The sequence below is a fragment of the Halorussus halobius genome, from assembly GCF_004765805.1.
In the GTDB taxonomy this organism is placed as follows: Archaea; Halobacteriota; Halobacteria; order Halobacteriales; family Haladaptataceae; genus Halorussus; species Halorussus halobius.
This window is the reverse complement of the sequence record NZ_SBIU01000008.1, coordinates 39693-64911: the sequence shown is the minus strand read 5'-3', so window position 1 is coordinate 64911 and position 25219 is coordinate 39693. Positions and strand designations below refer to the sequence as shown.

The 25219-nt window shown below is 70.6% G+C and carries 26 protein-coding genes; 19 read left to right on the top strand and 7 right to left on the bottom strand.

Annotated features, from left to right (window positions below; all coding sequences use genetic code 11):
* Window positions 1–58 precede the first annotated feature (58 nt).
* Together EPL03_RS18540 and EPL03_RS18535 are read right to left on the bottom strand one after the other, a co-directional pair.
* The gene (locus tag EPL03_RS18540; protein ID WP_135830019.1) at window positions 59–607 is read right to left on the bottom strand and encodes a GMP synthase subunit A; all 549 of its coding nucleotides are present in this window, start codon (window positions 605–607) and stop codon (window positions 59–61) included.
* 674 nt (window positions 608–1281) lie between these two features.
* Entirely contained in the window at window positions 1282–3537 is a 2256-nt protein-coding gene (locus EPL03_RS18535; protein WP_135830689.1) for an N-6 DNA methylase, read from the bottom strand.
* 197 nt (window positions 3538–3734) lie between these two features.
* On the opposite strand from EPL03_RS18535, the gene EPL03_RS18530 reads away from it, so the two are divergent.
* Window positions 3735–4877 carry a citrate synthase/methylcitrate synthase gene (locus EPL03_RS18530; protein WP_135830688.1) on the top strand — a complete coding sequence of 381 codons (1143 nt, stop codon included), beginning with the start codon at window positions 3735–3737 and terminating at the stop codon, window positions 4875–4877.
* A 105-nt stretch (window positions 4878–4982) separates the two neighbouring features.
* Here the strand turns inward: EPL03_RS18530 and EPL03_RS18525 are convergent, their stop codons facing one another.
* From EPL03_RS18525 to EPL03_RS18515, 3 genes are all read right to left on the bottom strand, one after another.
* A complete protein-coding gene (locus EPL03_RS18525) occupies window positions 4983–7046 on the bottom strand; it encodes a hypothetical protein (RefSeq protein WP_135830687.1) in 2064 nt (687 codons plus the stop codon).
* Window positions 7047–7171: 125 nt separating this feature from the next.
* Window positions 7172–7564, bottom strand: a complete 393-nt coding sequence (locus EPL03_RS18520; protein ID WP_135830686.1) for a hypothetical protein — start codon at window positions 7562–7564, stop codon at window positions 7172–7174.
* 138 nt (window positions 7565–7702) lie between these two features.
* Complete coding sequence (locus EPL03_RS18515) at window positions 7703–8215, bottom strand: TspO/MBR family protein (RefSeq protein WP_135830685.1); 513 nt, start codon at window positions 8213–8215, stop codon at window positions 7703–7705.
* A gap of 182 nt (window positions 8216–8397) precedes the next feature.
* Here EPL03_RS18515 and EPL03_RS18510 point away from each other — a divergent pair, with 182 nt between their 5' ends.
* Together EPL03_RS18510 and EPL03_RS18505 are read left to right on the top strand one after the other, a co-directional pair.
* Window positions 8398–8673, top strand: a complete 276-nt coding sequence (locus EPL03_RS18510; protein WP_244605306.1) for a UPF0175 family protein — start codon at window positions 8398–8400, stop codon at window positions 8671–8673.
* 10 nt (window positions 8674–8683) lie between these two features.
* Entirely contained in the window at window positions 8684–9238 is a 555-nt protein-coding gene (locus tag EPL03_RS18505) for a PIN domain-containing protein (RefSeq protein ID WP_135830683.1), read from the top strand.
* Window position 9239: 1 nt separating this feature from the next.
* Here EPL03_RS18505 and EPL03_RS18500 read toward each other — a convergent pair whose 3' ends face one another.
* The gene (locus tag EPL03_RS18500; RefSeq protein ID WP_135830682.1) at window positions 9240–9587 is read right to left on the bottom strand and encodes a DUF192 domain-containing protein; all 348 of its coding nucleotides are present in this window, start codon (window positions 9585–9587) and stop codon (window positions 9240–9242) included.
* A gap of 289 nt (window positions 9588–9876) precedes the next feature.
* Between EPL03_RS18500 and EPL03_RS18495 the strand changes: the two genes are divergently transcribed.
* The 16 genes from EPL03_RS18495 (at window position 9877) to EPL03_RS18420 (ending at window position 24189) form a co-directional block, all read left to right on the top strand.
* On the top strand, window positions 9877–10197 hold the full coding sequence (locus tag EPL03_RS18495; protein ID WP_244605305.1) for a hypothetical protein: 321 nt from the start codon (window positions 9877–9879) through the stop codon (window positions 10195–10197).
* 80 nt (window positions 10198–10277) lie between these two features.
* The gene (locus EPL03_RS18490) at window positions 10278–10847 is read left to right on the top strand and encodes a DUF7097 family protein (RefSeq protein WP_135830681.1); all 570 of its coding nucleotides are present in this window, start codon (window positions 10278–10280) and stop codon (window positions 10845–10847) included.
* A gap of 263 nt (window positions 10848–11110) precedes the next feature.
* A complete protein-coding gene (locus EPL03_RS18485) occupies window positions 11111–13471 on the top strand; it encodes a xanthine dehydrogenase family protein molybdopterin-binding subunit (protein ID WP_135830693.1) in 2361 nt (786 codons plus the stop codon).
* A 97-nt stretch (window positions 13472–13568) separates the two neighbouring features.
* Window positions 13569–14129 carry a plastocyanin/azurin family copper-binding protein gene (locus EPL03_RS18480; RefSeq protein WP_135830680.1) on the top strand — a complete coding sequence of 187 codons (561 nt, stop codon included), beginning with the start codon at window positions 13569–13571 and terminating at the stop codon, window positions 14127–14129.
* A gap of 69 nt (window positions 14130–14198) precedes the next feature.
* Window positions 14199–14822 carry an HAD family hydrolase gene (locus EPL03_RS18475; RefSeq protein WP_135830679.1) on the top strand — a complete coding sequence of 208 codons (624 nt, stop codon included), beginning with the start codon at window positions 14199–14201 and terminating at the stop codon, window positions 14820–14822.
* Window positions 14819–15820, top strand: a complete 1002-nt coding sequence (gene cbiB, locus EPL03_RS18470) for an adenosylcobinamide-phosphate synthase CbiB (protein WP_244605304.1) — start codon at window positions 14819–14821, stop codon at window positions 15818–15820. Before EPL03_RS18475 ends, cbiB begins: the two co-directional genes overlap by 4 nt.
* On the top strand, window positions 15817–16638 hold the full coding sequence (cobS, locus tag EPL03_RS18465) for an adenosylcobinamide-GDP ribazoletransferase (RefSeq protein WP_244605303.1): 822 nt from the start codon (window positions 15817–15819) through the stop codon (window positions 16636–16638). Before cbiB ends, cobS begins: the two co-directional genes overlap by 4 nt.
* Window positions 16638–17210: an NTP transferase domain-containing protein gene (locus EPL03_RS20535; protein ID WP_244605307.1), complete on the top strand. Its 573-nt coding sequence runs from the start codon at window positions 16638–16640 to the stop codon at window positions 17208–17210. Before cobS ends, EPL03_RS20535 begins: the two co-directional genes overlap by 1 nt.
* On the top strand, window positions 17207–18229 hold the full coding sequence (locus EPL03_RS18455; protein ID WP_244605302.1) for a nicotinate-nucleotide--dimethylbenzimidazole phosphoribosyltransferase: 1023 nt from the start codon (window positions 17207–17209) through the stop codon (window positions 18227–18229). Before EPL03_RS20535 ends, EPL03_RS18455 begins: the two co-directional genes overlap by 4 nt.
* Window positions 18216–19250: an aminotransferase class I/II-fold pyridoxal phosphate-dependent enzyme gene (locus EPL03_RS18450; protein ID WP_135830676.1), complete on the top strand. Its 1035-nt coding sequence runs from the start codon at window positions 18216–18218 to the stop codon at window positions 19248–19250. Before EPL03_RS18455 ends, EPL03_RS18450 begins: the two co-directional genes overlap by 14 nt.
* Window positions 19243–19983 carry an adenosylcobinamide amidohydrolase gene (locus EPL03_RS18445; protein WP_135830675.1) on the top strand — a complete coding sequence of 247 codons (741 nt, stop codon included), beginning with the start codon at window positions 19243–19245 and terminating at the stop codon, window positions 19981–19983. Before EPL03_RS18450 ends, EPL03_RS18445 begins: the two co-directional genes overlap by 8 nt.
* A complete protein-coding gene (locus tag EPL03_RS18440) occupies window positions 19980–20606 on the top strand; it encodes a cob(I)yrinic acid a,c-diamide adenosyltransferase (RefSeq protein WP_135830674.1) in 627 nt (208 codons plus the stop codon). The genes EPL03_RS18445 and EPL03_RS18440 overlap by 4 nt, the downstream gene beginning before the upstream one ends.
* A 184-nt stretch (window positions 20607–20790) precedes the next feature.
* A complete protein-coding gene (locus EPL03_RS18435; RefSeq protein ID WP_135830673.1) occupies window positions 20791–21501 on the top strand; it encodes an ABC transporter ATP-binding protein in 711 nt (236 codons plus the stop codon).
* Window positions 21498–22739, top strand: coding sequence for an ABC transporter permease (locus EPL03_RS18430; RefSeq protein ID WP_135830672.1), 1242 nt, complete (start codon window positions 21498–21500; stop codon window positions 22737–22739). The genes EPL03_RS18435 and EPL03_RS18430 overlap by 4 nt, the downstream gene beginning before the upstream one ends.
* 83 nt (window positions 22740–22822) lie before the next feature.
* Entirely contained in the window at window positions 22823–23608 is a 786-nt protein-coding gene (locus EPL03_RS18425; protein WP_135830671.1) for a nucleotide-binding protein, read from the top strand.
* Entirely contained in the window at window positions 23605–24189 is a 585-nt protein-coding gene (locus EPL03_RS18420; protein ID WP_135830670.1) for a hypothetical protein, read from the top strand. The genes EPL03_RS18425 and EPL03_RS18420 overlap by 4 nt, the downstream gene beginning before the upstream one ends.
* A gap of 99 nt (window positions 24190–24288) precedes the next feature.
* On the opposite strand, the gene EPL03_RS18415 is transcribed toward EPL03_RS18420, so the two are convergent.
* Window positions 24289–25137: an FxLYD domain-containing protein gene (locus tag EPL03_RS18415; RefSeq protein ID WP_135830669.1), complete on the bottom strand. Its 849-nt coding sequence runs from the start codon at window positions 25135–25137 to the stop codon at window positions 24289–24291.
* Between the last annotated feature and the right edge of the window lie 82 nt (window positions 25138–25219).

Sequence of the window (25219 nt, the reverse complement as noted above, 5' to 3'; positions counted from 1 at the left end):
GTACTACTTGCCACCGGCCGACGAGTTGCGTCCGGTCGAGTTGGCGTGAGCGCCGCGACTACTCGCAGACCGCGAGGAAGTTCTCGAACAGTTCCTCGCCCTCGGCGGTGTGGGCCACCTCGGGATGCCACTGGACGCCGTACAGGTCTCGGTCGGGGTCGGCCATCGCCTCGACGTCGCAGACGTCGCTGGTCGCGGTGCGGGCGAACCCGTCGGGCACCGCCGTCACCTCGTCGGCGTGGCTCGCCCACACGCGGGTCTCGGGCGCGAGCGACCCGACCACGGGGTCGTCGTCGTCGAGCACCTCGACGGTCACGTCGGCGTAGCCGCCGTAGTCGCCCGACCCGACCTCGCCGCCCAGAATCTCGGCCATGGCCTGCATCCCCAGACAGATGCCCAGCACGGGCACGTCGAGGTCGAGGTAGTCGGCGCAGTTGCCGACGTCGTCCATGCTCGGGCCCCCGGAGAGGACGAGGCCGTCGGCGTCGAGGTCCGCCGGTGGCGTGTCGTTGTCGACGATCTCGGTGTCGACGCCCATGTCCCGGAGCGCGCGGTGTTCGAGGTGCGTGAACTGTCCGTGGTTGTCCACCACGAGGATGCGAGTCATTGGAGGGGCGTAGTCAGCAGTCGCACTAAAGGCGTTCGGTGGCGGCGGGGAGGGCGTAGAGTCGCAACAGCGGACTATCGACGCTCACGTCTCGCTCGTATTGTACCTTGCGTCGGTCCGGCGCGCGCTGGCGTCTTGTCGAGCGGAGCGAGACAAGGCTGGTGGGAGCGTGTCTCCCACGGCGCGACCCGTCAGTGGTCGCGCCCAGGCGCGCGAGGTCCTCGTGAGCGGACGCGAGCGAGGGCTCGTCAGCGCTCGCCTCTGACGGTGGCGGGGCGCGTTCGTGCGCCCCGAGGCTGGGGCGGCGTGAGGTTCCCGTTGTGCGGTCGCGGAGCGGTGCGGTCGCTCATTTGTTGAGGCAGTAGCTAGCTTCACGATAGCGTCTCTGTTGTTCCGAGCGTATCCGAGCTAGCTTCACGATAGCGTCTCTGTCGTTCCGAGCGTATCCGAGCTAGCTTCTACCTCGGGCTATGAGTGACCGCACCGCTCCGCGACCGCGCAGCACGGCACCTCGTCCTCCCCAACCGCTTGCGTTGCTCGGCCTTCGGCCTGCGCTACTCAGCCCTCGCGCGAATTGGCTCGACACGAGGTCTCGCCAGCGCACGCCGAGCGACCGGTGCAAGTCACGTCGTCACCGACAGGGGACGCGACGGCTCCAAACTGGAACGATTCCGTCACCCCGTTTCGTCCGGACTCAACACACCGTCAGCCAGCAGTTCCTCGACGAGGTCGTCGATTTCGGCCTGCACCGCCGCCAGTTCGTCGATGGTGGTCCGGTTGTACTCGCGCTTGCTCACGTCGACGTGCTCGGGGACGATGTCGTGGGCCGCCATCGAGAGGTCGGCCAGCCGTCGCTGGTCGGGCGTCCCCCGATACGCCGGCAGCGCGAGCTTCGAGACCACCGACTTCGAGAGGCTGGCCTTCCCCTCCGAGGCGAGGTCGCGCAGGCACGTCTGGTACGGGGCCGAATTCAGGAGCGCGGTCAGAAAGTGCGCCTCGTGCTCGTCCTCACAGGCCACGAACATGCAGTGGTCGCCCGGCACGACCGGCCGCTCGCCGAGTTCGGGGTCCGCGACCGTCGAGACCACCGCGAAGTGGGGCTTGAACCCGAGCCGACACCACACCACCTTGTAGTCGGCCCACGTGTACTCGCCGAGACCGAACAGGCTGTAGAACGGCCCCCGGTCGAGCCACGACGACCCGCGCGCTTCCAGTCGGTCGCGGTGGCGCGCCAGATAGTCGTAGGTGTCGGGATACCGGCTCCGGAGTTCGTCCTCGTTGTCCTCGCCCGCCCGCGCCATCGGCACGAGGTGGCGGTCGTGGCCGAACAGCCCGTACTTGACGACGTGTTTCGACCGGAGGTACGGATACACGAGGTCGGCGTCGAGGGCCGCGAGGTCGCCGGCCTCGACCGAGAACACGTCCTTGGCGTCGTCTTTCAGCCCGTGGCGTATCTCGTGGTGACAGTCGCCGAGCGCGCGCCGCTCGGCGTCCCGCCGCACCCACGCCGAGGTCGGGTCGTCGGGCTCGACCGGGACGAGGCTCGTCTCCGCCCGGGCCAGCGAGGCCCGCATCGCGTCGGCGCTCGAAAACGCCGGCGCGTCGGTCTCACGCGCCCCCGAACCCGACTCCCGCGTCCACGCGGTCGCTCGAATCGGGAACTCGGGGTCGTCGTCGGCCGAGAGGGCGTAGACGGCCGCTCCGGCATCGACCTGGTCGCCGAACGGCCGGAGGTCGGTGAAGTCCTGCACCGACCGCACTGCGACCGACCGGTCGCCCACGCGCTGGCTCCGGAGCAGCGTCCCGGCCGGCCCCTTCATCGCGTCGCGTTTCAACACGAACGCGGCGTCGCCGCCCGCCCGGAGGTAGCGGCGGACGCAGACCAGCGCGAACTGGACCGACACGTCGTCGTTGCCGTGGCCCAGCCGCGCCGCCGCCCCGCCGTGGGGAAACAGGTCGAGCGACTCGACGTACGTGTCCCGCCACGCGTCCTTGAGCCGGTCGGTGAGGTCGGCCCACGTCGTCCACGGCGGGTTGCCGACGAGGTGGTCGACCGCGAACGTCCCGGACTGGTCGGCCCTCGCGCGTTCGGTCCCGAACTCGTCGACCGCAAGCGGGTCCTCGCGCGTCAGCGCGAGCGCGTCCCCGAGGAACACCGGCACCTCGACTTCGGGCGCGTCGGCGGCCGCGAGTTCGGGCCCCAGCGCCAGGACGTAGCCCAGTTTCGCGCTCTCGACCGTGACCGGGTTGAGGTCGATTCCGAGGACCGACTCGGTGACGGCGTCGACTACGTCCGCCGGCGCGCGCTCGCCCGCGAGCGCCTCGCGCTTCCGGTCGATGGCGGCCGCGAGGAAGACCCCCGAACCGCACCCGGGGTCGAGGAACGTCTCGGTCGGCGCGCCGACGTCCAGCTGCTCGACCGCGAGCTCGGCCACGCCCCGGGGCGTGTTGTACTCGCCGAGCGCGAGCCGCGCCTCCCGGGCGAGGACCGACTCGTAGAGCGCCCGGAGGTCGCTCACGCCGGCGTCGAGCAGGTCCTCCCGGTCGAGGTCGGTCGCGGCCGGGCCGGACACCGACGCGGCGTCGGCCACCTTCGAGCCGAGCGACCCGAAGTCGACGTCGAGCGCGTCGGCGGGACCGCGCGGGCCCGGATTCGTCACTTCGAATCCGAGCGTCTCCTCGGCCGCGGTGAGGAGTCCGTCTACCACGAAGTCGTAGTAGAGCGCGTCCACGAACAGTCGCTCGCGGGGGCGTTCGGCGTCCATTCGCGCGAACACGTCGCCGTGACTCTCGACGACGAACGCCGTCCACGCCGACAGGGCGCGTCCGAGCGCCGGGTCGCGGTCGAGCAATCGCTCGGCGGTCGCCGTGAATCGCCGGTACGCGCGACCGCCGCGACCCCACGCCTCGAGCGCGTCCGCGGCTGTCATGGTGGGAGCGGAGCCGGTGGGTCGGTCATGATGACGGCACAGTCGGTCCGCTTTGCGCGCTCGCCATAAACCGATTTAGGTTCGGTCGGTACCGGCGAGCGGCTCGGAGCAGGGACCGGGTCGATTCCCCGGACCGGCCGCTTCGGACGGACCACGAATAACAGGTATTATTTACGGTCCGGGGGAAGATACGGGATATGGCAGACGATACCGTCCACAAGGGTCTCGAAGGCGTCACCGTCGCGGAGACGCGGCTGAGCACCATCGACGGGCAGAACGGGAACCTCGTCATCGGCGGCTATCCGGTCGAGGAGCTCGCGCCCAACGCGTCCTACGAGGAGACGCTGTACCTCCTCTACAACGACGAACTGCCCACAGCCTCGGAGCTCGACTCGTTCCGAGACGACCTCGCCAGCCGACGCACCATCCGCGAGGAGACGCTGGCCGTCCTCGAAGTCGCGGCCGACCAGGCGGTGCCCGCCATGGACGCGCTCCGGATGGGCACCGCCGCCGCGAGCCTCTCGCGCGGGGCCGACGAGACCGAGGACCCCGAACTCGACTCCCGGCTCGTCGTCGCCCAGATGCCGACCATCGCGGCCGCCTACTGGCGGCTCCGGAACGGCGAGGAGCCCGTCGAGCCGAACGAGGACCTCGGCCACGCCGCCAACTTCCTCTACATGCTCACCGGCTCCGAGCCCAGCGACGACGAGGTGCGCGGGCTCGAAACCTACCTCAACGCGGTCATCGACCACGGGCTGAACGCCTCGACGTTCACCTCGCGGGTCATCGTCTCGACCGAGTCGGACGTGGTCTCGGCGGTCACCGGCGCGATCGGCGCGCTCAAGGGACCGCTCCACGGCGGCGCGCCCGGCCCGGTGCTGGAGATGCTGCTGGACATCCACGAGTCGGGCGACCCCACCGGGTACATCGAGGAGATTCTGGAGTCGGGCGAGCGCCTGATGGGCTTCGGCCACCGGGTGTACGACGTGCGCGACCCGCGCGCGGCCGTCCTCTCGGACGCCGCCGAGTCGTTCTACGCCGACAGCGGCAACACCGACTTCTTCGAGTCGGCCCGCGAGGCCGAGCAGGCCGGCGTCGACCTGCTCGAAGAGCACAAGCCCGGCCTCGACCTCAACACGAACGTCGAGTTCTACACCGCCGTCCTGCTCCACGGCATCGGCATCCCCCGCGAGCTGTTCTCGACCATCTTCGCCATCTCGCGGTCGGGCGGCTGGACCGCCCACGCGCTCGAACAGCTGGAAGACAACCGGCTCATCCGCCCCCGGAGCAAGTACGTCGGCGAGACGGGGCGGTCGTGGACCGGCGTCGACGAGCGGTAGTCGGCCAGCAAGGTCTTTCGCAGTAGTCGGTAGTGCAGTTCCCCTTATTCGGTCAGCAGTCCGAAGCTGACCTGTCGGTTCTGCTCGGCGCGTGGTACGGATAGCTCATTTAGTCCCGTCCACCTGAACGCGGTACTCCCGTCTGGTCGTATCGAGCGTAAGCGCCTCGACCGATTGTCCATCGAGGAGCACCCTGACGCCAAGGTCGTCGTCGGCACCGGAACCTTTCAGACGGAGCTGCTCGATGGGTCCCTGGAGACCTAACTCGCCACGGTGCAGGTACAGTCGGGTGTGTGCCGCGGGTCGCCCGAACCATCGAAACGTCGCGTCGTTGGTCTCTTCGGGTGGGAAGACGCCGCGAGCGAGCGCTCCTTCTTCACGGGGAGTTCCAACATTCAGCGTCGTGGAGCCCTGTGTCGTTTCGATACCGATTTCGAAGCACGTAAACGCCAGTTCTCGCCCTTCACCACGCTCAATGTCTGGGTCGAGTTCTGCTGAGGAAATAGTGCGGTCGAATTCGAGGTCCAACCGGTGGAATTCGGCCTGATTCGTGTCGAATGCTTCTGCCAAACGGTACCATGGCGGTGTTCGTGTTCCATCCGGATATCGGAGATAGTACCCTCTTACGTCATCCCGTGTGACGCCCTCGGGAAACTCTTCTTGGAGAATAGATTCGATGTTGGGGTCAACAGTCACTTGCTCTCCGTCGATAACGACTCCGTTGTCGTAGGTGGCCCAGAACAGCGTGTATGGAACGCCCCAGTCTCGTGCCTCCTCGTCCACGGTCCGAATGGCCCGCATCGCTTCGTCGATACCGTTTCGGTTCAGGGCCATCCCGTACTCGCCGAGGTATACCTGAGGCGTGTCTGACCCGAGCGCCCTAGTGGCGTACGCCGACTTCGGTGGTGCATGTTCGGCGATATAATCCAATGTCTCGTGGACGTCCTCGCGTAATGCATCGGTCATCCGTGGCTCACTGATGACGTGCCGGCAGAGGTCCCAGGCGGAGTAGGAAACGAGGTCGACGTCAAGTTCGGAGAGGATCGTATTGACGATCCAATTTTCGTCCGTCTCGATTGGTTCTCGGACACGGTTGACCTCGCAGGCCCCCAGTACAGCGACGTCGCTCTCGACCTCGCGTCTGGCGCGACTGATGCCGCGCTGCCGAGCATTGAACCACCGCTTCATCCGCTCAAGTACGTCCGAATCAGGAGGGCCTTCATTACCTGCACCAGCAACTGCAATCCAGTCACCTTCCCAGTTCTGGAAGACGATCTCCATTCCAGTCCCATCGTACGTTTCGAGGAGGTGTTTCGTCAGCTCGTAGAACGCCTCCGTTTCGGCTGCCGCCTGTTGGTCCGTGAATCCGTGGTAGAAATAGCCACTACCACCTTGGCGCTTCGCATTCGTCAAGGCCATGGCGTTGAAGACGTACGTATTGAAGTTACGCTCAAACAATTCAACGAAGTGCGGATGTTCTACTACTTCGACGAGCGAATCGAAGTTCGGCCACTCAACGAACGGATACTCAGCGTCGATTCGGTCTAACCATCCCTTGAACACGCGCGCGCCGAGCTCTTCAAGGACGTGAGCACCCTCGTTTAAGATATCCCGAGACCGGTCAAGCCGGTATTTGGGATTGACGAATGTCGCACCGGCTCGGCGATTGGTCGGTCGATCTGGCACAGGAACCCCGTCAACTTCGCTCGGGGAGGGGACGTGGACGGTCTCAAGTGACGACTCACCGAGTTGCAGGTTCAATTGCTCATCAGGAGGCGCTCGCGAAATCGGAGTGGTCAGCGTCAGTGTCGTGGAGTCGTTCGGAGAGACAGTGACATCTTCCGTGACGACGACTTGGTCGTTTGCACGCAACACGAGTTGCTGGGTAGCAGATCGACCGCCGTCGTTCGACAGTCGCACCTCAACTGCAAGCGTCTCGCCGACGGAGACGGTATCTGGAACGGATGTTTCGACGCGAAGATTAGGAGGCTTTGGGGTAGTGGTCGAACGCTTCGTCTGGGTCTCTGACTCTGAACCGGTCTCCGAACTGGGGTTGTCCTCCTGAGTTGGGTCGTCTGCCTGACCTGAGCAACCGGCGATGCCGGCGACGCCTCCTGTTCCGAGAAGTGCTTCGAGATAAGTTCGGCGTGCGACTTCGTCCCTGTCCATCAAATATTGTGTCAGCAGGGACTCATCATAAAAATAGGGTTCTGATTTGGGGTAGGTACGGTGTTGTAGTGGGGCACGCTTCCCACTGTGTCAATAGAAATGAGTGTGGGGGAACCGCACACCCATCAGAACAATAATGAGAAGTTGTGGACGCCCACGACGCCGTACCACATCCCGGCCGAACAGCAGGTCACGACCCGGAACGCGGCCGGATAGCCCGCTGGTGCCCACGCGTCGGGCGCGATCCGAGCCAGCGCTTCGCCGCTCTCGGCCAGCACGGTCACGCCGACCACGGCGATTACGACGGTGACGAGGACGCCCGAGACCATCCCGAGGTGGTCCATCAGGGACCGCGTCACCCACATCGACTCGTACACGTCGTCGCGGAGCGACAGCACGGTCACGGTGCTGACCGCGTCGAGTAGCTTCCCGGCGAGTACCACGCCGACGAGCGAGAGCCGGTCCGCGCCCACCCCGAAGCGTCCCCCGGCGACCGCGTACGAGTTCGCATTCGACACGTGGCGGGTGACGCCGTCGCCGCCCTTTGTTATAGACCCCAAAGCGGGGAGTAAGCCCACACGAGGTCGAGTAAGTCCGTGGTTGTCGGGACGGAAACGCCCCGATACTTCCGGCCGACGGCGAGCGCGAGCGACGCGCTACGAGTTGAGCCGCCAGATTTCGTAGTTGAGCGCGGTCGCGAACCCGACCCAGCACAGGTACGGCACCAGCAGCAGGGCCGCCCTGCGGTCGACGTGCCGGGCCGCCGCCATCGTCGCGAGGATGGCCGCCAGCAGTGCGACGATGACGACGAATCCGCCTAGAATCTCTCGCGCACCGAAAAACACCAGCGTCCACGCGGCGTTGAGCACCAACTGGACGCTAAACGCCGCGAGCGCGAGTCGCCGGGTTCGGCCGGCGTCGCTGTGCCAGACCAGATACAGCGCCACGCCCATCAGGAGGTACAGGAACGTCCACACCGGCCCGAACAGCCAGCTCGGCGGTGTGAACGCGGGCGTGGCCAGCGTCGGGTACCACGTCGCCACGTCCCCGGCGGTCAGCAGCGAGGGGACGACGCCCGCGAGTTCGCAGACGACGATACTCGCGAGGAGCGCGGGCCAGCGGACGGACGAGTCGCCGTCGGACGACCGAAGCGAGTCGAGGACGCTCATCGTTCGGGATTCCGTCCGAGAGTACAAAAAGGCGGACTTCCGGCGGTGGCGCGTGAGTCGGCCGACGCCCCCGGCGAGGCGAGTCCGCGAACGCGGTCCGGACTGCCGTGCCGCGTGCGCCCGTCGACAGGAATATTACGTTGCATTGCAAAGCAATACGCGTGAAGAACGTCACTACGCGAATGAGTGACGAGGAACTCGACCTCGTCGACCGGTTGGCCGAACAGCAACAGGGGAGTCGAAGCGACGCCATCCGCGCCGCGCTCCGGGCGGGTGCCCGAGAGGAACTGATTCGGGTCGCGCTCGAACGCTATCGGGAGGGCGCGGTCGGGATGCGCGGGGCCGCCGACGTCGCGGGGCTGACCATCTCCGAGATGATGGCCGAGGCGAACGAGCGAGGCGTCCTCCGGAACGACGACGAGGCCGACCTCGACTCCGACGTGGAGAGCCTGCTGTGAGGCGTTCCCGATGAGCGACGCGGGAACCAAACGGTTGTTCGTGGACGCGAGCGTCTTCATCACGCTCGCGGCACTCGACCGCGTGGAACTCCTGCGGGAACTCGACGGCGAGGTAGTCGCGCCCCGAGCCGTGGCCGACGAAATCGTCGACGAACCGGCGGCGAGCCACCTCGACGCCGCGACCGGCGAGTGGCTCCGAATCGCGGACGCGGTCGACGTCGCCGGCCCCGAGAACGTCCGCCACGCCGCGAGTCACCTCGACGTCGAGTTGTCGGACTCCGACGACGCGCCGGAGTTCGAGGGCGACGTCGCGCTGCTCGCGCTCGGAACGACGGCGGAAAATCCGGTCGTCGTCACCGACGACAAGCCGCTTCGGAACGCCTGCAAGGCGCTCGGAGTCGCACTGTCGGGGTCTATCGGCGTGATTATCGCGGCGGTCGAACGCGGTGCACTCGACTCGGCGGCGGCGAAGGACGCGCTCGTCGCCATGGACGAGGTGGGTGCGCGTCTGAGCGCCCGACTCCTCCGACGGGCCGAGCGTCGCATCGACGACGCCGCCGAGTGACTCACTCCACGAGTCGCACGTCGTCGCCGACCGCGACCGACTCCGCGCTCCCGGCCGGCAGCTCGACTAGCCGGTCGGCCTCGGCCTCGGCCAGCCCGGTCCACGGCGAGAGCCGCTCTTTGCGCTGGACCTCGCCGCCGTCGAGCCACAGCACGTCGAGCGGGAAGGGGACGAACACCATGTGGACGTCCCGGCTGTCCACGTCGTCGAACTCGAAGACGAGCGCGTAGTCGTCGGGAATCGACCGCCGGAACATCAGCCCGCGCGCTCTCGCGAGAAACGAGTCGGCGGTCTCGACCTCGGTGGCGAGAGTGTCGCGCTCGCCGTCTGACTCACGTACCAGTCGCACGGCGGGTGCTGGTCGCGGTGGCGGCAAAAGCGTTTCCGTCGCCGCGTTCCTCGACGCGCGGAACGGTTCGGGAGCGTCGAAACACGACGAGTGGTCGCGACAACGACGCCATACCGCCGGACACCTCCGTCGGAGCCTCGCAGCCGTGAGTGGTCGAACCGTGGGTCGCGGTACCGCTTCGAACTGTAACGAACTGTTTACTCGGTAGTGAGTAAACTTTTTAAAATATCCCTATCTACATTGAGTCGATGACGGAGACACCCCCTACCGAACCGACGGAGCGACGACCATGATGTGGCAGGACGCGGTCTTCCTCTGCGGGAGCGTCTTCTCGCTCGTCGTCCTGGTACCGACCCTGCGCGACTCGATGGCCAACGTCCCGCTGGGCACCGCGCTCCCCTCTGCGAGTATCGGGTTCGTCTACGGCGCGGCGTTTTTCACCCTCGGGATGACGATGTCCGCGCTCGGGTCGCTACTCACCGGGTTGATGTGGAGCCTCATCGCGGCGCTTCGGTCGCCCCACCCGTACAACCCGACCACTGGCTCGGAGTCGGCTTCGACCGACGCGTCCGCGGGGTCGTCCGCGAACGCCCAACCGCACGCCGACTGACGCTCCCCTGGCGACTCGTCCGACGCCGCCGCGTGGCGAGTCCGACCGTTTTTATCCGACGACGACCGAGTAGTACGACCATGGAGGAGACGCCCTCGGGAACCCCGGTCGGCGTGGACGACCCGTACGACCACGTCGGCGTCTGCGACCACCTCACCGACGAGGGCAAGTGTCGGTACGCCTTCGAGCACCCCGAGCACGACCCCGAGTTCGCCCGCGAGCGCCGCGAGGACGACCTGCGGTGTCCCGTCGTCGCCGAGGGCGAGTCGCCGCGTGATGCGACGACGAGCGACGAGACCGCCGGCGGCGACTGGAACTGGGAGTCGTGTCCCCACTTCCGGTGTCGGAACCGCGACCGGGAGTGCGTCCGGTGCGGGCTGGCCGAGCGCCGGATGGCCCACTCCGACGAGCGCCCGCTGCTCGAAGAGCATCACCTCTCGTACGCCTCGACGGGCGAGACGCCGAGCCACGAGATAACCGTCTACCTCTGCCGGTGGTGTCACGCCAAGGTCCACGACTCGTGGGCGCGGGTCACCGACGACGTCAACCCCGACCCGGAGGCCATCGCCGAGCAGGAGGCCCGCCGGTCGCGCGAGCAGTCCGAGGCGGGATTCGCGTCGGCGGCCGAGCGGTTCGACCGCGAGGAGTGAGTCGGACGCCGAGACGCGGGTTGTATCGCCGAGCGCAACGAGTCCGTGGTCCTGCGGTTCCGAACGCGACCGCCACCGGTTGCCAAATGCTTTTCCCGCGAGACTGCGTGACTCACGCCACGTTCGACGCTCGCATCCCCAGCCATGTCTACGCACGACTCCACCGCGATTGCCCACGAGTGCAGTTCGACCGCGACCCGCGTCGGCCGACGAGCGCCCGCGCGACCGCGAACGTCGGGGCGGCCGCGCGCTCGGAGGGTTCGATGACCGACAGCGACCCCGGACCGCCAACGGACCCCGAGACCGGAGGCGTCGGTACCGAGACGCCCCGCAGGGAGGACGGCCCGCTGCTCACCGGCACGGCCGAGTTCACCGACGACCTGTCCGCGCCGGGGATGGCGTACCTCCAGTTCGTCCGGAGCGAGCACGGCCACGCCGAGGTCGAGTCCGTCGACGCCAGCGCGGCCGCGTCCCGCGAGGGCGTCCTCGGCGTCTACGCGTGGGACGACCTCGCGGCCTCCGACGCGCCGGCCGTCCTGTCGGTGGCGTCCTCGCGGCTCGACTGTGACCCGCCGGGCCACCCCGTGCTGGCCCGCGACCGCGTGCGCTACCACGGCCAACCGGTCGCCGCCGTCGTCGCCGAGACGCGGGCCGGCGCGCGCGACGCCGCCGACGCGGTCGCGGTCGACTACGACCCGCTCGACGCCGTGGTCGACCCCGTGACCGCCACCCGCGAGGACGCGCCGACCATCTTCGAGAGCGCGCCGGACAACGTGGCGCTCACCTCGGAGCTGGGCGACCGCGAGGCGACCGACGAAGCGTTCGCGGCGGCCGACCGCACGGTCGAACTCGACCTCGTGAACAACCGGCTGATTCCCTCGGCGCTCGAACCACGGGCCGCGCTCGCTCGGTGGGACGCTGCCGACGACCGGCTCACGGTCGAGATGACCAGCCAGTCGCCCCACGGGCATCGCCGGGACCTCTCGAACACGCTCGGCCTGCCCGAGAACGCGATTCGGGTCGTCTCGCCGTCGGTCGGCGGCGGCTTCGGTCACAAGGGCCACCACCATCCCGGCGAGGCGATGGCGGGGTGGGCCGCGATGGAACTCGGCCGGCCGGTCAAGTGGACCGCCACGCGCTCGGAGAACTACCTCGCGGGCGCTCACGGCCGCGACCACCGCACCAGCGCGGCACTCGCGGTCGACGACGACGGTACCATCCGGGGCCTGCGCGCGGAAACCCACGCCGGCGTCGGCGGCTACGGCCTCGGCGGCGGCCCCGCGATGCCGGGCTGGTACGGCCGCCTGCTGTCCTCCCAGTACCGCATTCCGGCCATCCACTGCGAGACCAAGTCGGTGTTCACCACCACCGCGCCGGTCCACTCCTACCGGGGCGCGGGCCGGCCCGAGGCCGTCTACGTCACCGAGCGCCTCGTGGACGCGGCCGCGCGCGAACTCGACCTCGACCCCGCCGAGTTGCGCCGCCGGAACCTGCTCGACCCCGACGCGTTCCCCTACGAGACGCCGGTCGGCGCGACCTACGACAGCGGCGACTACGAAGCGGCGCTCGACGCCGCGCTCGACGAACTCGACTACGGGACCCTTCGCGAGACAGACCGCGACGACGAGGGGCGCTACGTGGGTGTCGGCGCGGCCTGCTACGTCGAGTCGACCGGCGGGGGCTTCGAGAGCGGCGTGGTCCGGGTCCACCCCGACGGCGGCGTGACCGCGTACGCGGGCACCCACTCCCACGGACAGGGCCACGCGACGACCTACGCCCAACTCGTCGGCGACGCGCTCGGCGTCCCTCACGACGCGGTCGAGGTGGTCGAGGGCGACACCGACCGCGTGCCGAAGGGGACCGGCACCTTCGGGAGTCGGAGCACCATCACGGGCGGCAACGCGGTCGTCGAGAGCGCCGAGGCGGTCCGCGAGAACGCCGAGCGCATCGCGGCCCACCTGCTCGCCGAGGATTCCGACGCCGAGAAGGACCTCGCGCCCGACGACGTGACCGTCGCGGACGGCGAGTTCAGAGTCGCGGGCGACCCGGACTCGGGGCGGTCCTGCACGCTCGCCGAGGTCGCGGCGGCGGCCTACGGCGGCCGCCGCCCCGACGACCTCGACCCCGGACTCGAAGCCACGACCTTCTACGAGGCCGAGGGCGGGGCCTACTCCTTTGGCACCCACGTCGCGGCGGTCGCGGTCGACCCCGAGACGGGCGAGCTGGAGATCGAGCGCTACGTCGCGGTCGACGACTGCGGCGAGCGGGTCAACCCCGCCATCGTCGAGGGGCAGGTCCACGGCGGCGTCGCGCAGGGCATCGGACAGGCCCGCTCGGAGCGGGCGGTCTACGGCGACGACGGGCGACTCGTCACCACGCACCTCACAGACTACGCGGTCCCGCGGGCCGGCCACCTCCCCGAGTTCGAGACCGGGGCCACTGTGACCCCGAGCCCGAACAACCCGCTCGGCGTGAAGGGCGTCGGCGAGGCCGGCACCATCGCCGCCCCGCCGGCCGTGGTCAACGCGGCGGTCGACGCCCTCTCGGGACTCGGTGTCCGTCACCTCGACATGCCGCTGACCGACGAGACGCTCTGGCGCGCCATCGAGGACGCCCGGGAGTGACGAACCGGTCGCCGCCCGCGAGGACGGGCGGGCCGCGCCCCGCCGGCTTCGCGCCGAGGCGAAAGAACCGTAAGGTCGTGCTCGGTACCGCGCCGGTATGACCGATTCGACCCGCCGCCGCTTTCTCCGCACTGCGGCGGCGACCACGTTGGCCGCCGGCGCGGGCGCGCTCGCTGGCTGTGCCGGCGTCCTCAGCGACGACGAGGAGAGCTACGACGACTACTCGCTGCCCGACGCGAGCGCGAGCGTCGAGGTGGAGATGGGACCGGACGCGACGAACCTGTTCGAGCCGGAAATCGCGCACGTCGAACCGGGCGGCACCGTGACGTGGACCAACGTCTCGCGCAACCACTCGGCGACGGCCTACCACCCCGACAACGACGACCCGCGCCGGGTGCCCGAGGACGGCGACTCGTGGGACACCGGCGTCATCCGGGAGAACGGCAAGTCGTCCGCCCACACGTTCGAGGTGCCGGGCGTCTACGACTACTACTGCATCCCCCACGAGAGTCTGGCGATGGTCGGCACCGTCGTCGTCGGCGACCCCGACCCGGCCGACCAGCCGGGCCTCCAGTCGCCGAGCGACGACGTCGCTCGCGGCGGACGGAACAAACTGGAGGAGCTGAACGCGAAGGTGGAGTCGGCGCTGTCGGAGTGAGCGTCGGCCGGGGACCGCCCGCGACGCGGGTCCGACCGATTCAAGTCGAGTTGGACTAATGCGGTCGTAGTGGCAGTGTCGTTCGACCTCTTCGGAACCCTCGTCGCGGTCGACCGTCCCGACGACCCGGCCGAGGCGGTCGCGGCCCAACTCCGGGCGCGCGACGTTGCTGTCCCCGACGACTGGGGCCGGGCCTACCGCGAGGTCCACGTCGACGCGCCCGACGGCGCGGAGGTCCCGCTCCCGGCCCACGTCAGCGCCGCGCTCGCCAGCCGCGACGTTGACGCGCCCGCCAACGCGGCCCGGCGGGCGGTCGTAGCGGCGTTCGACCCCGAGGTTCGCACCCGCGAGGGCGCGGTCGCGGCGGTCGACGCGGCGACCGAGCGCGGGCCGGTCGGCGTGCTCTCGAACTGCGCGGTGCCGGAACTCGCCCGCCGGTGTCTCGTCCGGTCGGCCATCGACCGCGAGGCTCTCGACGCGGTCGTCACCAGCGTCGCCTGCGGGTGGCGCAAACCCGACCCGCGAGCGTTCGGGACCTGCGCCGACCGGCTCGGCGTTCCGGTCGGCGACCTCGTCCACGTGGGCGACGACCCGGAGACCGACGCCGGAATCGCCGACTGCGGCGGGACGGCGGTGCTGACCGCCGACGTGCCGGTGGCCGAGTTCCCAGGCTGGCTGGAGGGTCGGCGGTGAGCCCCGTCCCGGCGATTCCGGAGGTGGCCGCACCCGGCGTCGCGGTCGGCCTCGCGCTCGCGCTCGACGCCACCGTGGGGGAACCGCCCCGGCGGCTCCACCCCGTCGCGTGGTTCGGCTCGCTGGTCGCGGCCGTCGACCGCGAGTGGACCCGGCCACGGCTCGCGGGGGTCGCCGTGGCCGTCGCCCTTCCGCTGTTCGCCGGACTCGCGGCCGGCCTCGCGGTCGGCGGCGCGGCGCGTCTCCACCCCGTCGCGGGCGTCGTCGCCGCCGGACTCGTCGTGTTCGGTACGACCAGCCTCCGGATGCTGGTCGAGACGGCTCGGGAGGTGGTGGCCGAGACCGCGACCGACCTCCCGGCCGCCCGCGAGCGCCTGCGGTGGCTGGCCGGCCGGGACGCCGGGGACCTCTCGGCGGGCGAGGTCCGGAGCGCGGCGGTCGAGAGCGCGGCCGAGAATCTCGCCGACGGCGCGGTGGCGGGCCTGCTCGCGTTCGCGCTGTTCGCCCCCGTCGCCCTGCCGCTCGGGGCGGGCGTCGCCGCGTGGGTGAAGGCGGTCAACACGCTCGACTCGATGCTCGGCTACCCGAACAAGCCCCACGGCACCGCGAGCGCCCGCCTCGACGACCTCGTGATGTGGGTTCCGGCCCGCGCGAGCGCGGTCCTCCTCGCGGTCGCCGCGTTCGCGCCCGGCCCGAGCAGTCGGCGGGGTCTCGGCGCGCTGTCGGCGGCCCGCCGGTGGGCCCGCGCCCCGTCCTCGCCAAACTCCGGGTGGCCGATGGCCACGATGGCGGCGGTTCTCGACGCCCGCCTCGAAAAGCCGGGCGTCTACGTCCTCGACCCGGACGCGTCGCTCCCGTCGGTCGAGACGGCCCGAACCGGCGTCCGCGTGGTGGAACTCGCAAGCGTGCTGGCGTTCGTCCTCGCCGGGGTCCTCGCGGTCGCCGGGTCGCTTGCGGGGCCGGTTCCGGTGGGTTCGCTGCCGGAGGTGGTCGCGTGAGTCCGACCGCGCTGGCCCGGCGCGTCCGGGCCTTCGCGGGTCGCAGTCTGACCGCGTTCGGGGGCGCGCTGGGCTTTCTCACCCGGCTGCCGGCCGGCCGGAGCGAGGCGGCGTGGACCGCGTTCAGCGAGACCCCGGCGGCGTTCCCGCTGGTCGGGTGGGTGGTCGGGGCGCTGGCCGCGCTCGTGCTGGCGGCGGGCGGGGCCGCTGGCCTCCCCGCGCCCACGGTCGCGCTCGGCTACCTGCTCGCGGTGTACGCCGTCACCGGTATCAACCACGCCGACGGCGTGGCCGACCTCGGGGACGCCGCCGTGGTCCACGGCGACCCGGACGACCGCCGGGCCGTGCTGAAAGACACCGAGGTCGGGGTCGGCGCGGTGCTTTCGCTGGGGGTCGTCGTGGCCGGCCTCGCGCTCGCCGGCCTCGCGCTCGCCGGGCGTCCGCCGGCCGCCTCGACCGCCGGCACGGTCGGCGTGCCCGTCGCGGTCGGGGTCGCGGTCGGCGCGGAGGTGGGCGCGAAGGCCGGGATGGCGGCGCTGGCCTGCCTCGGCGACCCCGCGTTCGAGGGGCTGGGGTCGACGTTCACCGACAACGACCCGGCCGCGCTGGTCGGCTCGGGCGTCGTCGCGGCCCCGGTCGCCCTGCTCGGGGTCCCGGCCGTCGCGGCGCTGGTCGGGGCCGTCGCGGCCGCGCTCGCGGTCCTGTCGTGGTCACGTCGGAACCTCGGCGGCGTGAACGGCGACGCGTTCGGCGCTGCCAACGAACTCGGGCGAGTCGTCGGGCTTCACGCGGGGGTGGTCGCGTGGACGCTCTGGTGATGTGTGGCGGCCGGGGCACCCGCCTCGACGCCGACTGCGAGAAGCCCCTGTTTCCGGTCGGCGGCGAGCCGATGGTCGCGCGGGTCGTCGACGCGCTCGCGGCCAGCGGGGTCGGGACGGTCCACGCGGCCGTCTCGCCCCACGCGCCCGAGACCCGCCGGTTCGCCGAGGCGCGCGACGACCTCGCGACCGTCGAGACGCCCGGCGAGGGCTACGTCGCGGACCTCGGGGTCGCGCTCGACGCGGTCGAGACGCCCGCGCTGACGGTCGCCGCCGACCTGCCCCTGCTGGCCGCCGACGCCGTGGACGCGGTGCTGGCCGCCCACGACGCCCGGACCGCCGACGCCCGCGAACCGCCGTCGCTGACCGTATGCGTCCCGGCCGCGCTCAAGCGGGCGCTGGGCGCGAGTACGGACGCCACCTTCGAGCGCGACGGCCGCGAACTCGCCCCGGCGGGCGTCAACGTCGTCGCGGACACCGACACCGAAACCATGTACGAGACCTACGACGCCAGATTCGCCGTGAACGTGAACCGACCGAGCGACGCCGACCTCGCGGAGGCGTTGCTGTGAGACTGGTGCTGTTCGCCGGGACGACCCGGACCGGCGAGATAGACGGGCTGAGCGCCGCCGGGGCCGACCCGGACGTGATGGCCCACACGCCGAGCGCGGACGCCGAGATACTCGAATACGGCGAACCGGTCCGCGCGCCGGTCGTGCCGGTCAGCCCCTCGGGCTGTCCGACCCCGGCGGTCGTGACCCGCGCGGTCCGGGACCTCGCGGGCGTCGAGACGACGGTGGTCGACGCCGGCCTCGCGGAACCCACCGCCGCGCCGACCGTCACCGTCGGCGCGCGGCCGGGCGAGGACGTCCGCGAGGCCGACCCGGTGGCGACCGCGCCCGGCGCGTTCGCGGCGGCCCGGGAGTTCGGCCGGCGACTCCCCGACGACGAGGTGCTGGTCGCCGAGACGATTCCCGGCGGGACGACCACCGCGCTGGGCGCGCTGACCGCGCTCGGGGAGGCCCGGGGCGTCTCGTCGTCGCTCCCGGACAACCCCATCGAGCGCAAGCGCGAGGTGGTCGCCGACGCGCTCGACGCCAGCGGTCTCGACCCCGGCGACGCCGCCGGCGACCCCCGGCGGGCGGTCCGACGCGCCGGCGACCCCGTGCTGGCGAGCGCCGCCGGGTTCGTCGTCGGGGCGGCCGAGTCGGGCGTCGCGGTCACGCTGGCGGGCGGAACCCAGATGGTCGCGGTCGCCGCCCTCGTCAGACACGCCGACTGCGACGCCCCGCTCTCGCTGGCGACCACCTCCTTCGTGGCCGACGACCCGGCCGTCGACCTGCGTGGCGCGGCCGTCGACTTCGACCTCGACCGCACCGTGACCGACCCCGAGTTCGACGGGCGCGACCACCCCGCGATGGCCGGCTACGCCGCCGGCGAGGCGAAGGAGGGCGTCGGCATGGGCGGGGCGCTCGCGCTCGCCGACCGAGCGGGGATTCCGATGCGCCGGGTCCGCGAGCGCGTCCGTGCGGTGTACGACGAACTGGTCGACGCGCCGCCGGACGCCGAGGTGACCGATGGACCCCGATAGCGTCCGCGCGGCCGGCCGGGTCCACCACGGCGGGAGCGACGACCCGGACCTGCTCGACTTCAGCGCGAACACCAACCCGGAGACGCCCGAGGGCGTCGAGTCGGTCTACGCCGACGCGCTCGACGCCGCCCGGTCGTACCCGGACGACGACTACCCCGAGTTCCGGGCGGCGGCCGCCGAGTTCGCGGACTGTGCCCCCGCGTCGGTCGTGCCGACGCCGGGCGGCCTCGCGGCCCTCAGGCTGGCGTTCGCCGCCCGCGTGACGCCGGGCGACTCCGTGCTGGTACCGACCCCGAGCTTCGGCGAGTACGCCCGCGAGGTCCGGCTTCAGGGCGGAACCCCGGAGTTCGTCGCCCACGACGACCTCCTCGACGCCGACCCCGCGAGCCACGCCGCCGCCGTGGTCTGCACGCCCAACAACCCGACCGGCGACGCGTACGACCACGACGCGCTCCGCGAGTTCGCCGCCCGGTGTCGGGAAGCCGACACCTTGCTCGTAGCCGACGAGGCGTTCCTCGGGTTCACGGACCGACCCTCGCTTTCGGGGACCGACGGCGTCGTCGTCGCGCGGTCGCTGACCAAACTGTTCGGTCTGCCCGGACTGCGCGCGGGGTTCGCGGTGGCGACCGGGCGACTCCGCGACGACCTCGCCACGGCCCGGCGGGCGTGGAGTCTCGGCACCCCGGCCGCGACGGTCGGCGCGCACTGCCTCCGGCAGGAGACGTTCGTGGCCGACACCCGCGAGCGCGTCCGCCGCGAGCGCGCACGGCTGGCCGACGCGCTCGACGACCGATTCGGGGTCTACGCGCCCGAGGGGCCGCCGCTCTCGTCGTCGTCGGCTCCCTTCCTCCTGCTGGACGTGGGCGAGCGCGACCCCGAGCAGGTCGTCGGGTCGACCCGCGGGCGGGGCGTTGCGGTTCGGGACGCCACCACGTTCCGGGGCCTCGACTCGCACGTCCGGGTGGCCGTCCGGACGCCCGAGGAGAACGACCGTCTGCTGGCGGTGCTGGCCGATGTTTGAAACCAGCGTTCGGGCGGGGGTGTTCCGGGCCGCCCGCGAGGGGGCGCGCTGGCTCTCGACCGGGTGGGCGGGCGGCGAGTGGACGGCGAACGCGGCGTACAACGTCTCGGTGCCCGAGGGGTTCGAGCGCGACGACCTCGGCGACTACCTCGCCGAGCGCCGGGCCGACGCGGGGTTCGACGAGGCCGGCCCCGCGCTCCTGACTGGCGTCGACCTCGGACACGCCCGCGGGGCGCGACTCGGGCCGGTCGCGGCGGTGGCGACTGCGGGCGTCTCGAACCCGGCCGCGCTCCCGATGTCCCCGTCGGCCGAGCGCGCCGACGCGTCGGCGCGCTCGGCCGCGAGCGACTCGCCCGGCGACGACGCCTCGCCGGACGTCGGCACCGTCAACGTCGTCGTGGGGACCGAGCGCGCGCTGGCCGACGGCGCGCTGGCGAACCTGCTCGCGGTCGCGGTCGAGGCCAAGACCGCGACGCTGCTCGCCGAGAGCGGCTTTCCGGGCACGACGACCGACGCGGTGGTCGCCGGCTGTGACCCCGGCGGCGAACGCGTCCCCTTCTCGGGGAGCGCGACCGAGGTCGGGGCCTGCGCTCGGGCCTGCGTCAGGGAGTCCGTCCGCGCCAGCCTCGATTCCCGGTACGGCGACGGCACCGACGCCGCGATACCCGAGTCGGTCGCGGACGCCGACCACGGCGTGGTGACCGACCGGCGCGCGGCGGTGTTCGAGCCGTGACCGACGAAACGCCGCCGAGCGACCCCGGCCCGACCGACGCCGGCGAGCGGGAAATCGAACCCTCGGACCCCGACGAGTTCGGACTCGTGCAGGTCTGGTGGGGCGACGGCAAGGGCAAGACCACGGCGGCCCTGGGCATGGGGTTCCGCGCGGCCGGCCACGGCTATCGGGTCCACTTGCTCCAGTTCATGAAGGGCGGCGCGGACAGCGTCGAGGACGCCCGCGGCGAGTACGCCGCAATCGACCAGTTGCCGACGTTCACCTACGAGACCACCGGCGAGTACGGCTGGCACGGGTTCGCCGACGGGAGCGACGACGACGAACACGCCGCGCGAGCGAAGGCCGCGCTGGCACGCGCCCGCGAGGTCGCCTCGGAGTCGGGCGAGCGCCCGGACATGCTGATTCTGGACGAGGTGCTGTACGCCGCCAACAGAGGGCTGGTCGAACCCGACGAGGTGACGGCGCTCGTCGAGTCCAAGCCCGACGACCTCGAACTCGTGCTGACCGGCGGTCACGACCGCCCGACGTACGCGACCGACCTCGCGGACCTCGTGACCCGCGTCGAGAGCGAGCGCCACCCCATCGAGGACGGGCAGGGCGCGCGGAAGGGGACCGAATACTGACTGGCCCCGACCCGGCCTCGGAACCGGTCAGAAAGAGCGAAGTGTCGGAATTACGGATGTCTGGCCGAACACCGATGACACACCACGACGTCGTTCGTTCGAGCGGTCGACCCCGGCTCGAATCGATGGACCGGGCGGGCCACGAGGCGGCGAGGTTCGCCGGGCAGGTCACGGGACGGTGGCCATGACCGCCGTCTCGGTCGAGGACCTCTCGAAGTCGTACGGGTCGGTACGCGCGCTCGACGACGTCTCGCTCACGGTTCGGGAGGGCGAGATATTCGGCCTCGTCGGTCCCAACGGCGCGGGCAAGACGACGACTCTCCGGATACTGGCCACGCTGCTCGGGCCGACCGCCGGCAGCGTCGAGGTGTTCGACCACGACGTCGAGGCCGACCCGAACGCGGTCCGGGCGGCCATCCGCTACCTCCCGGCGGAGGCCGGCGCGTACGACAACATGACCGGCCGCCAGTACCTCGAGTTCATCGCGGGGTTCTATCCGGACGCGGCAGGCCCGCAGGTCGAGCGCGGAATCGAAATCGCCGACCTCGGCGAGCGCATCGACGACAAGACCAGCGAGTACAGCACCGGGATGACGCGGAAACTGCTGGTGGCGAGCGCGCTCATGACCGACCCCGAACTCGCGATTCTCGACGAGGTGACCACGGGCCTCGACGTGCGAAACGCCCGCCGGGTCAGGGACATCATCGACGACTACCCCGACGACGGGCGGAGCGTGCTGCTGTCCTCTCACGACATGCTCGAAGTGTCGTACCTCTGTGACCGGGTCGCCCTGTTAGACGGGGGCTCCGTCGTCGGCGTGGGCACGCCCGCGGAACTGTGCGAGCGATTCGGCGGCGAGAACCTCGAAGACGCGTTCCTGGAGGCGACCGCATGAGCGCCTTCCGCAGGCTGGTCGTCAAGGAACTGCGCGAGCTGGCTCGGCCCCGATATCTCGTGCCGCTGGTGATGGCCCCGCTGTTTCTGGTCGTCGCCATGCAAGGCATGGGAAGCGTGCAGGACGGGGCCGACGAGCCGATGGCGGTCGCCGTGGTCGACAACGACGGCGGGGAGTACGCTCGGCTGGCGGTCGAGACGCTCGGCGAGAGCGCGAACGTCACGGCCGAGTCCTCGGGGACCGACCCCGAGGGGGCGCTCGACGCGGTCCGAGACGGGCCGGCGGAGGTCCTGCTGGTCGTCCCCGACGGCTTCACCGAGCGCATCGAAGCCGGCGAGCGCGCCCAACTCGCGGCCTACTCGGCGATAGACGAAGTGAGCTACGCGGGCGCGACTCGGACCGCCCGGACGGACGCGCTGGTCGAGACGGTCAACGAACGGCTCGCGGGCGAGATAACGGGCGCGACGCCCCAGTCGCTCGAACCGGTGGAGGCCGGCCACGCGACGTACGTTCGCGGGACGCGGGTCGACGCCTCGCCGGCCGCGCTCTCGAACGCGGTCTCCTCGCGCTTTTTCCTGCTGGCGATGGCGATGGTGTTCGCCATCTTCGGCGCGGGCCAGTTGATGATACAGGGGATGAGTTCCGAGAAGGAGAACAAGACGCTCGAAACCCTGTTGACGATGCCGGTCAAGCGCCGCACCATCGCGGCGGCGAAACTCACCAGCAGCGCGATACTCGGGCTGGGTCTCGGGGCGCTGTACACCGCCGCCATCTACCTCGCGCGCCCGTCGAACCTGGGCGGGGCGGAGGCCATCCCGCAGTTGGCCGGGACGGACTACCTGCTCGTCGGGGTCCTGCTCGCGCTGGCCATCGTGGACGTGCTCGCGCTGGCGCTGTGGCTCGGCGTGTTCGCCGACGACAGCCGTGGCGCACAGACGCTGATGGTGCCCATCGTCTTCGGGACGATGGCACCCGCGTTCGTGGTCCAGTTCTTCGGCGTCTCGTCGCTGTCGCTCCCGCTCAAGGCCGCGCTGTTCGCCATCCCGTCGACCTACCCGGTGCTCGCGCCCCAGCGACTCCTGTTCGGCGACACGGGCGTCGTCGTGGCCGGACTCGTCTACCAGACCGCGTTCGCTGTCGCGATGATATGGCTCGCGGTGCGGCTGTTCGACTCCGACCGACTCGTGACCGGCGACACCGGCCGCTTGGGCGCGGTCGTCGAGCGACTCCAGCGGTGAGCGTCGGGGCGGCCCCGACAGGCGTTCGCCGGGTTCGTTTCGCGACCGCACCTTTTTAACACAGGGAGCGCAACTCGGAAGTGATGGTCGAGGCGTTCGCAGTCGCCAGCGGCAAGGGCGGCACCGGGAAGACGACGACCACGGTGGCGCTCGGGATGGCGCTGGCCGACGAGTACGACGTGACGATAGTGGACGCCGACACGGGCATGGCGAACCTGCTCTTTCACACCGGTCTCGCCGACGCCGACACCACGCTCCACGACCTGCTCGTGGCCGACGAGCGCGGACGCGACGACGTCGCGGTCGAGGACGCGGTGTACGAGCGCCACGGGATGTCGGTCGTTCCGTGTGGCACCGGCCTCGCGGCGTTCGAGGCCGCCGACCCCGAGCGACTCCGCGAGGTAGTCGCCGAACTCGCGGCGGGCACCGACGTCCTCCTGCTCGACTCGCCGGCCGCGCTCGGCTCCAAGAGCGCGGTCCTCCCGGTCGTCCTCGCGGACCGCGTGGTCGTCGTCCTCCAGCCCACGATTCCGGCGCTCAGCGACGGCCTGAAGGTCCAGGAGTACGCCCACTCGTACGGTACCGGGACCGCGGGCGTCCTGTTCAACAAGGTTCACGACCCCGACGAGGCCGCCGGCGTCGCCGAGAAGACCGAGCGCTACTTCGACGGGCCGACGCTCGCGACGATTCCCGACGCCGACGCCGCGCGGGCCGCCCGCCGGGAGGGCGTCCCACTGCTGGCCCACGCGCCCGACAGCGCCGCCGCCAGCGCCTACCGGGAGGCGGCCGCGACCCTCGACGTGCGCGCGGGCGAGTCCGAGGACGTGGCCGGGCGATTCCGGAGCGCCGTGGTCCCGGACGCGCCATGACCTCGGAAATCGTCCCCGGCTCCGACGCCCTCGACCTCCCCGAGGGCGAGCTCGTCCGCTCGCGCGTGGAAGCGGACCCGGCCGTCCCGCTGGCCGCCGCGCTCGACCGGAGCCTGACGGGCTACGCCGTGTTCGAGCCCCAGGACGCGCTCCTGCTCGACGACGAGGGCGCGGGCGTGGTGACCTTCGAGGACGGGGTCCCCCGGTCGGCGACCCACACCGGCACCGGAGCCGGCGGCCCGGACGCGCTCGCGGACCTCGCCGCGCCCGGCCCCTACGACGTGGAACTCCGCGAACTCCGGGGCGACGCGCTCGCGGCGCTCGACCGCCCCGACCGACGCGTGTCGCCGGGACTGGCCGCCGACCGCCTCGCCGGCGACCCGGACCTCGCCGAGCGCACGCGTGCGGCGGCACCCGACGCGTGGACCGACGACGCCGACGCCGACGGGGAGAGCGGGTCGCTCGACGCGGTCGAGGCGTTCCTCGACGACGAGGGGAAGGTCGAAGCAATTCGGGACCGCGCCCGCGAGGAGGCCAAAGAGCGGGCCGCAGAGTGGGGGCTGGACGGCGAGTTGGAGTGATTGGTTCGTCCGACCGGGTGCCGGATGACACCGGTGGACCCGGTCGACGAGTTCACGGACGATAGGGAATTCGCTCGCCAAACGCGGCCGACGAACCGGTCAGTCGACGGTCAGGAGGACCTCGTAGTCGGTGACGTTCCCGCCGAAATCGCTCAGTTGGCCTTCGGCTCTGAACTCCCACGTCGAGTCTGCTGGCACGTCGGTCTCGTTCGTCCGTCCTGCGGATCGGAGGTAGCCGTCCTCGTCGTAGAAGGTACATATCGCTTCGAGGTAGTCGAACTCCGTGGTCGTCTCCACTTTGCCCACGACGTCCGGATTACCGTACCTGTCCTCGACCAACTCCGAGTCCGTCACGGTCGCACCGTCCGGCGGGACGTGTTCGAGCGGATCGCTCCGGTCTTCGAATGTGGCCGTCACGTCCTCGACGGACGGGTCTTCGTGGTACTTCGCATAGATTCGCCACGTATCACCGCCCAGGACGGTGCGTATGTCAGCGTCAGAGGAGAGGATTACGTCGTCGTCCTCGTCGAGGAACCGAATCTCCACTTCCGGAAACTGGAGGTCTCGGTCGGTCGTGTTCACGACGTCGATGCGGGCGAAATTGTCGTCTTCGTTTGGCGTCTGCAACGGATACTCGATCTCGGTGATGGCGAGCGCTTCCGACGGGGGCGTCGATTCGGTCGTCGTCCGTGTCTTCGTCGTCTCGGTTTCGGCGGTCGTCTGGGTCTCCGCCTCGGTCTCGACCTCCGGCGTCGTCTGGGTGGTCTCGGTCCGGGCGGTAGTGGCCGTCGTTGGCGTCGGTTCGGTCTCCCACGCGGTCGTGGTGTCGCGGCGGTCGCGCACGTCGGTCGGGTCGGTCGTGTCCGACTCCCCGTCGTCGAGGACGCCCGAACAGCCAGCGAGCCCCGTGACTCCGGCCGTAAGCAGGAGATACTGTCGGCGGTACACGGGTCGTTCGACCGAACCGAACGACTAAAACCTGTTCATACGACCCATCTCCTCGTCGGTGCGATGGGAGTTGGCGCGCAAC

What these genes read in the sequence shown, in the direction of transcription:
- EPL03_RS18540 (WP_135830019.1), bottom strand. Translation starts at nt 607, where the DNA reads ATGACTCGCATCCTCGTGGTGGACAACCACGGACAGTTCACGCACCTC.
- EPL03_RS18535 (WP_135830689.1), bottom strand. Translation starts at nt 3,537, where the DNA reads ATGACAGCCGCGGACGCGCTCGAGGCGTGGGGTCGCGGCGGTCGCGCG.
- EPL03_RS18530 (WP_135830688.1), top strand. Translation starts at nt 3,735, where the DNA reads ATGGCAGACGATACCGTCCACAAGGGTCTCGAAGGCGTCACCGTCGCG.
- EPL03_RS18525 (WP_135830687.1), bottom strand. Translation starts at nt 7,046, where the DNA reads ATGGACAGGGACGAAGTCGCACGCCGAACTTATCTCGAAGCACTTCTC.
- EPL03_RS18515 (WP_135830685.1), bottom strand. Translation starts at nt 8,215, where the DNA reads ATGAGCGTCCTCGACTCGCTTCGGTCGTCCGACGGCGACTCGTCCGTC.
- EPL03_RS18510 (WP_244605306.1), top strand. Translation starts at nt 8,398, where the DNA reads ATGAGTGACGAGGAACTCGACCTCGTCGACCGGTTGGCCGAACAGCAA.
- EPL03_RS18505 (WP_135830683.1), top strand. Translation starts at nt 8,684, where the DNA reads ATGAGCGACGCGGGAACCAAACGGTTGTTCGTGGACGCGAGCGTCTTC.
- EPL03_RS18495 (WP_244605305.1), top strand. Translation starts at nt 9,877, where the DNA reads ATGATGTGGCAGGACGCGGTCTTCCTCTGCGGGAGCGTCTTCTCGCTC.
- EPL03_RS18490 (WP_135830681.1), top strand. Translation starts at nt 10,278, where the DNA reads ATGGAGGAGACGCCCTCGGGAACCCCGGTCGGCGTGGACGACCCGTAC.
- EPL03_RS18485 (WP_135830693.1), top strand. Translation starts at nt 11,111, where the DNA reads ATGACCGACAGCGACCCCGGACCGCCAACGGACCCCGAGACCGGAGGC.
- EPL03_RS18480 (WP_135830680.1), top strand. Translation starts at nt 13,569, where the DNA reads ATGACCGATTCGACCCGCCGCCGCTTTCTCCGCACTGCGGCGGCGACC.
- EPL03_RS20535 (WP_244605307.1), top strand. Translation starts at nt 16,638, where the DNA reads ATGTGTGGCGGCCGGGGCACCCGCCTCGACGCCGACTGCGAGAAGCCC.
- EPL03_RS18450 (WP_135830676.1), top strand. Translation starts at nt 18,216, where the DNA reads ATGGACCCCGATAGCGTCCGCGCGGCCGGCCGGGTCCACCACGGCGGG.
- EPL03_RS18445 (WP_135830675.1), top strand. Translation starts at nt 19,243, where the DNA reads ATGTTTGAAACCAGCGTTCGGGCGGGGGTGTTCCGGGCCGCCCGCGAG.
- EPL03_RS18435 (WP_135830673.1), top strand. Translation starts at nt 20,791, where the DNA reads ATGACCGCCGTCTCGGTCGAGGACCTCTCGAAGTCGTACGGGTCGGTA.
- EPL03_RS18430 (WP_135830672.1), top strand. Translation starts at nt 21,498, where the DNA reads ATGAGCGCCTTCCGCAGGCTGGTCGTCAAGGAACTGCGCGAGCTGGCT.
- EPL03_RS18425 (WP_135830671.1), top strand. Translation starts at nt 22,823, where the DNA reads ATGGTCGAGGCGTTCGCAGTCGCCAGCGGCAAGGGCGGCACCGGGAAG.
- EPL03_RS18420 (WP_135830670.1), top strand. Translation starts at nt 23,605, where the DNA reads ATGACCTCGGAAATCGTCCCCGGCTCCGACGCCCTCGACCTCCCCGAG.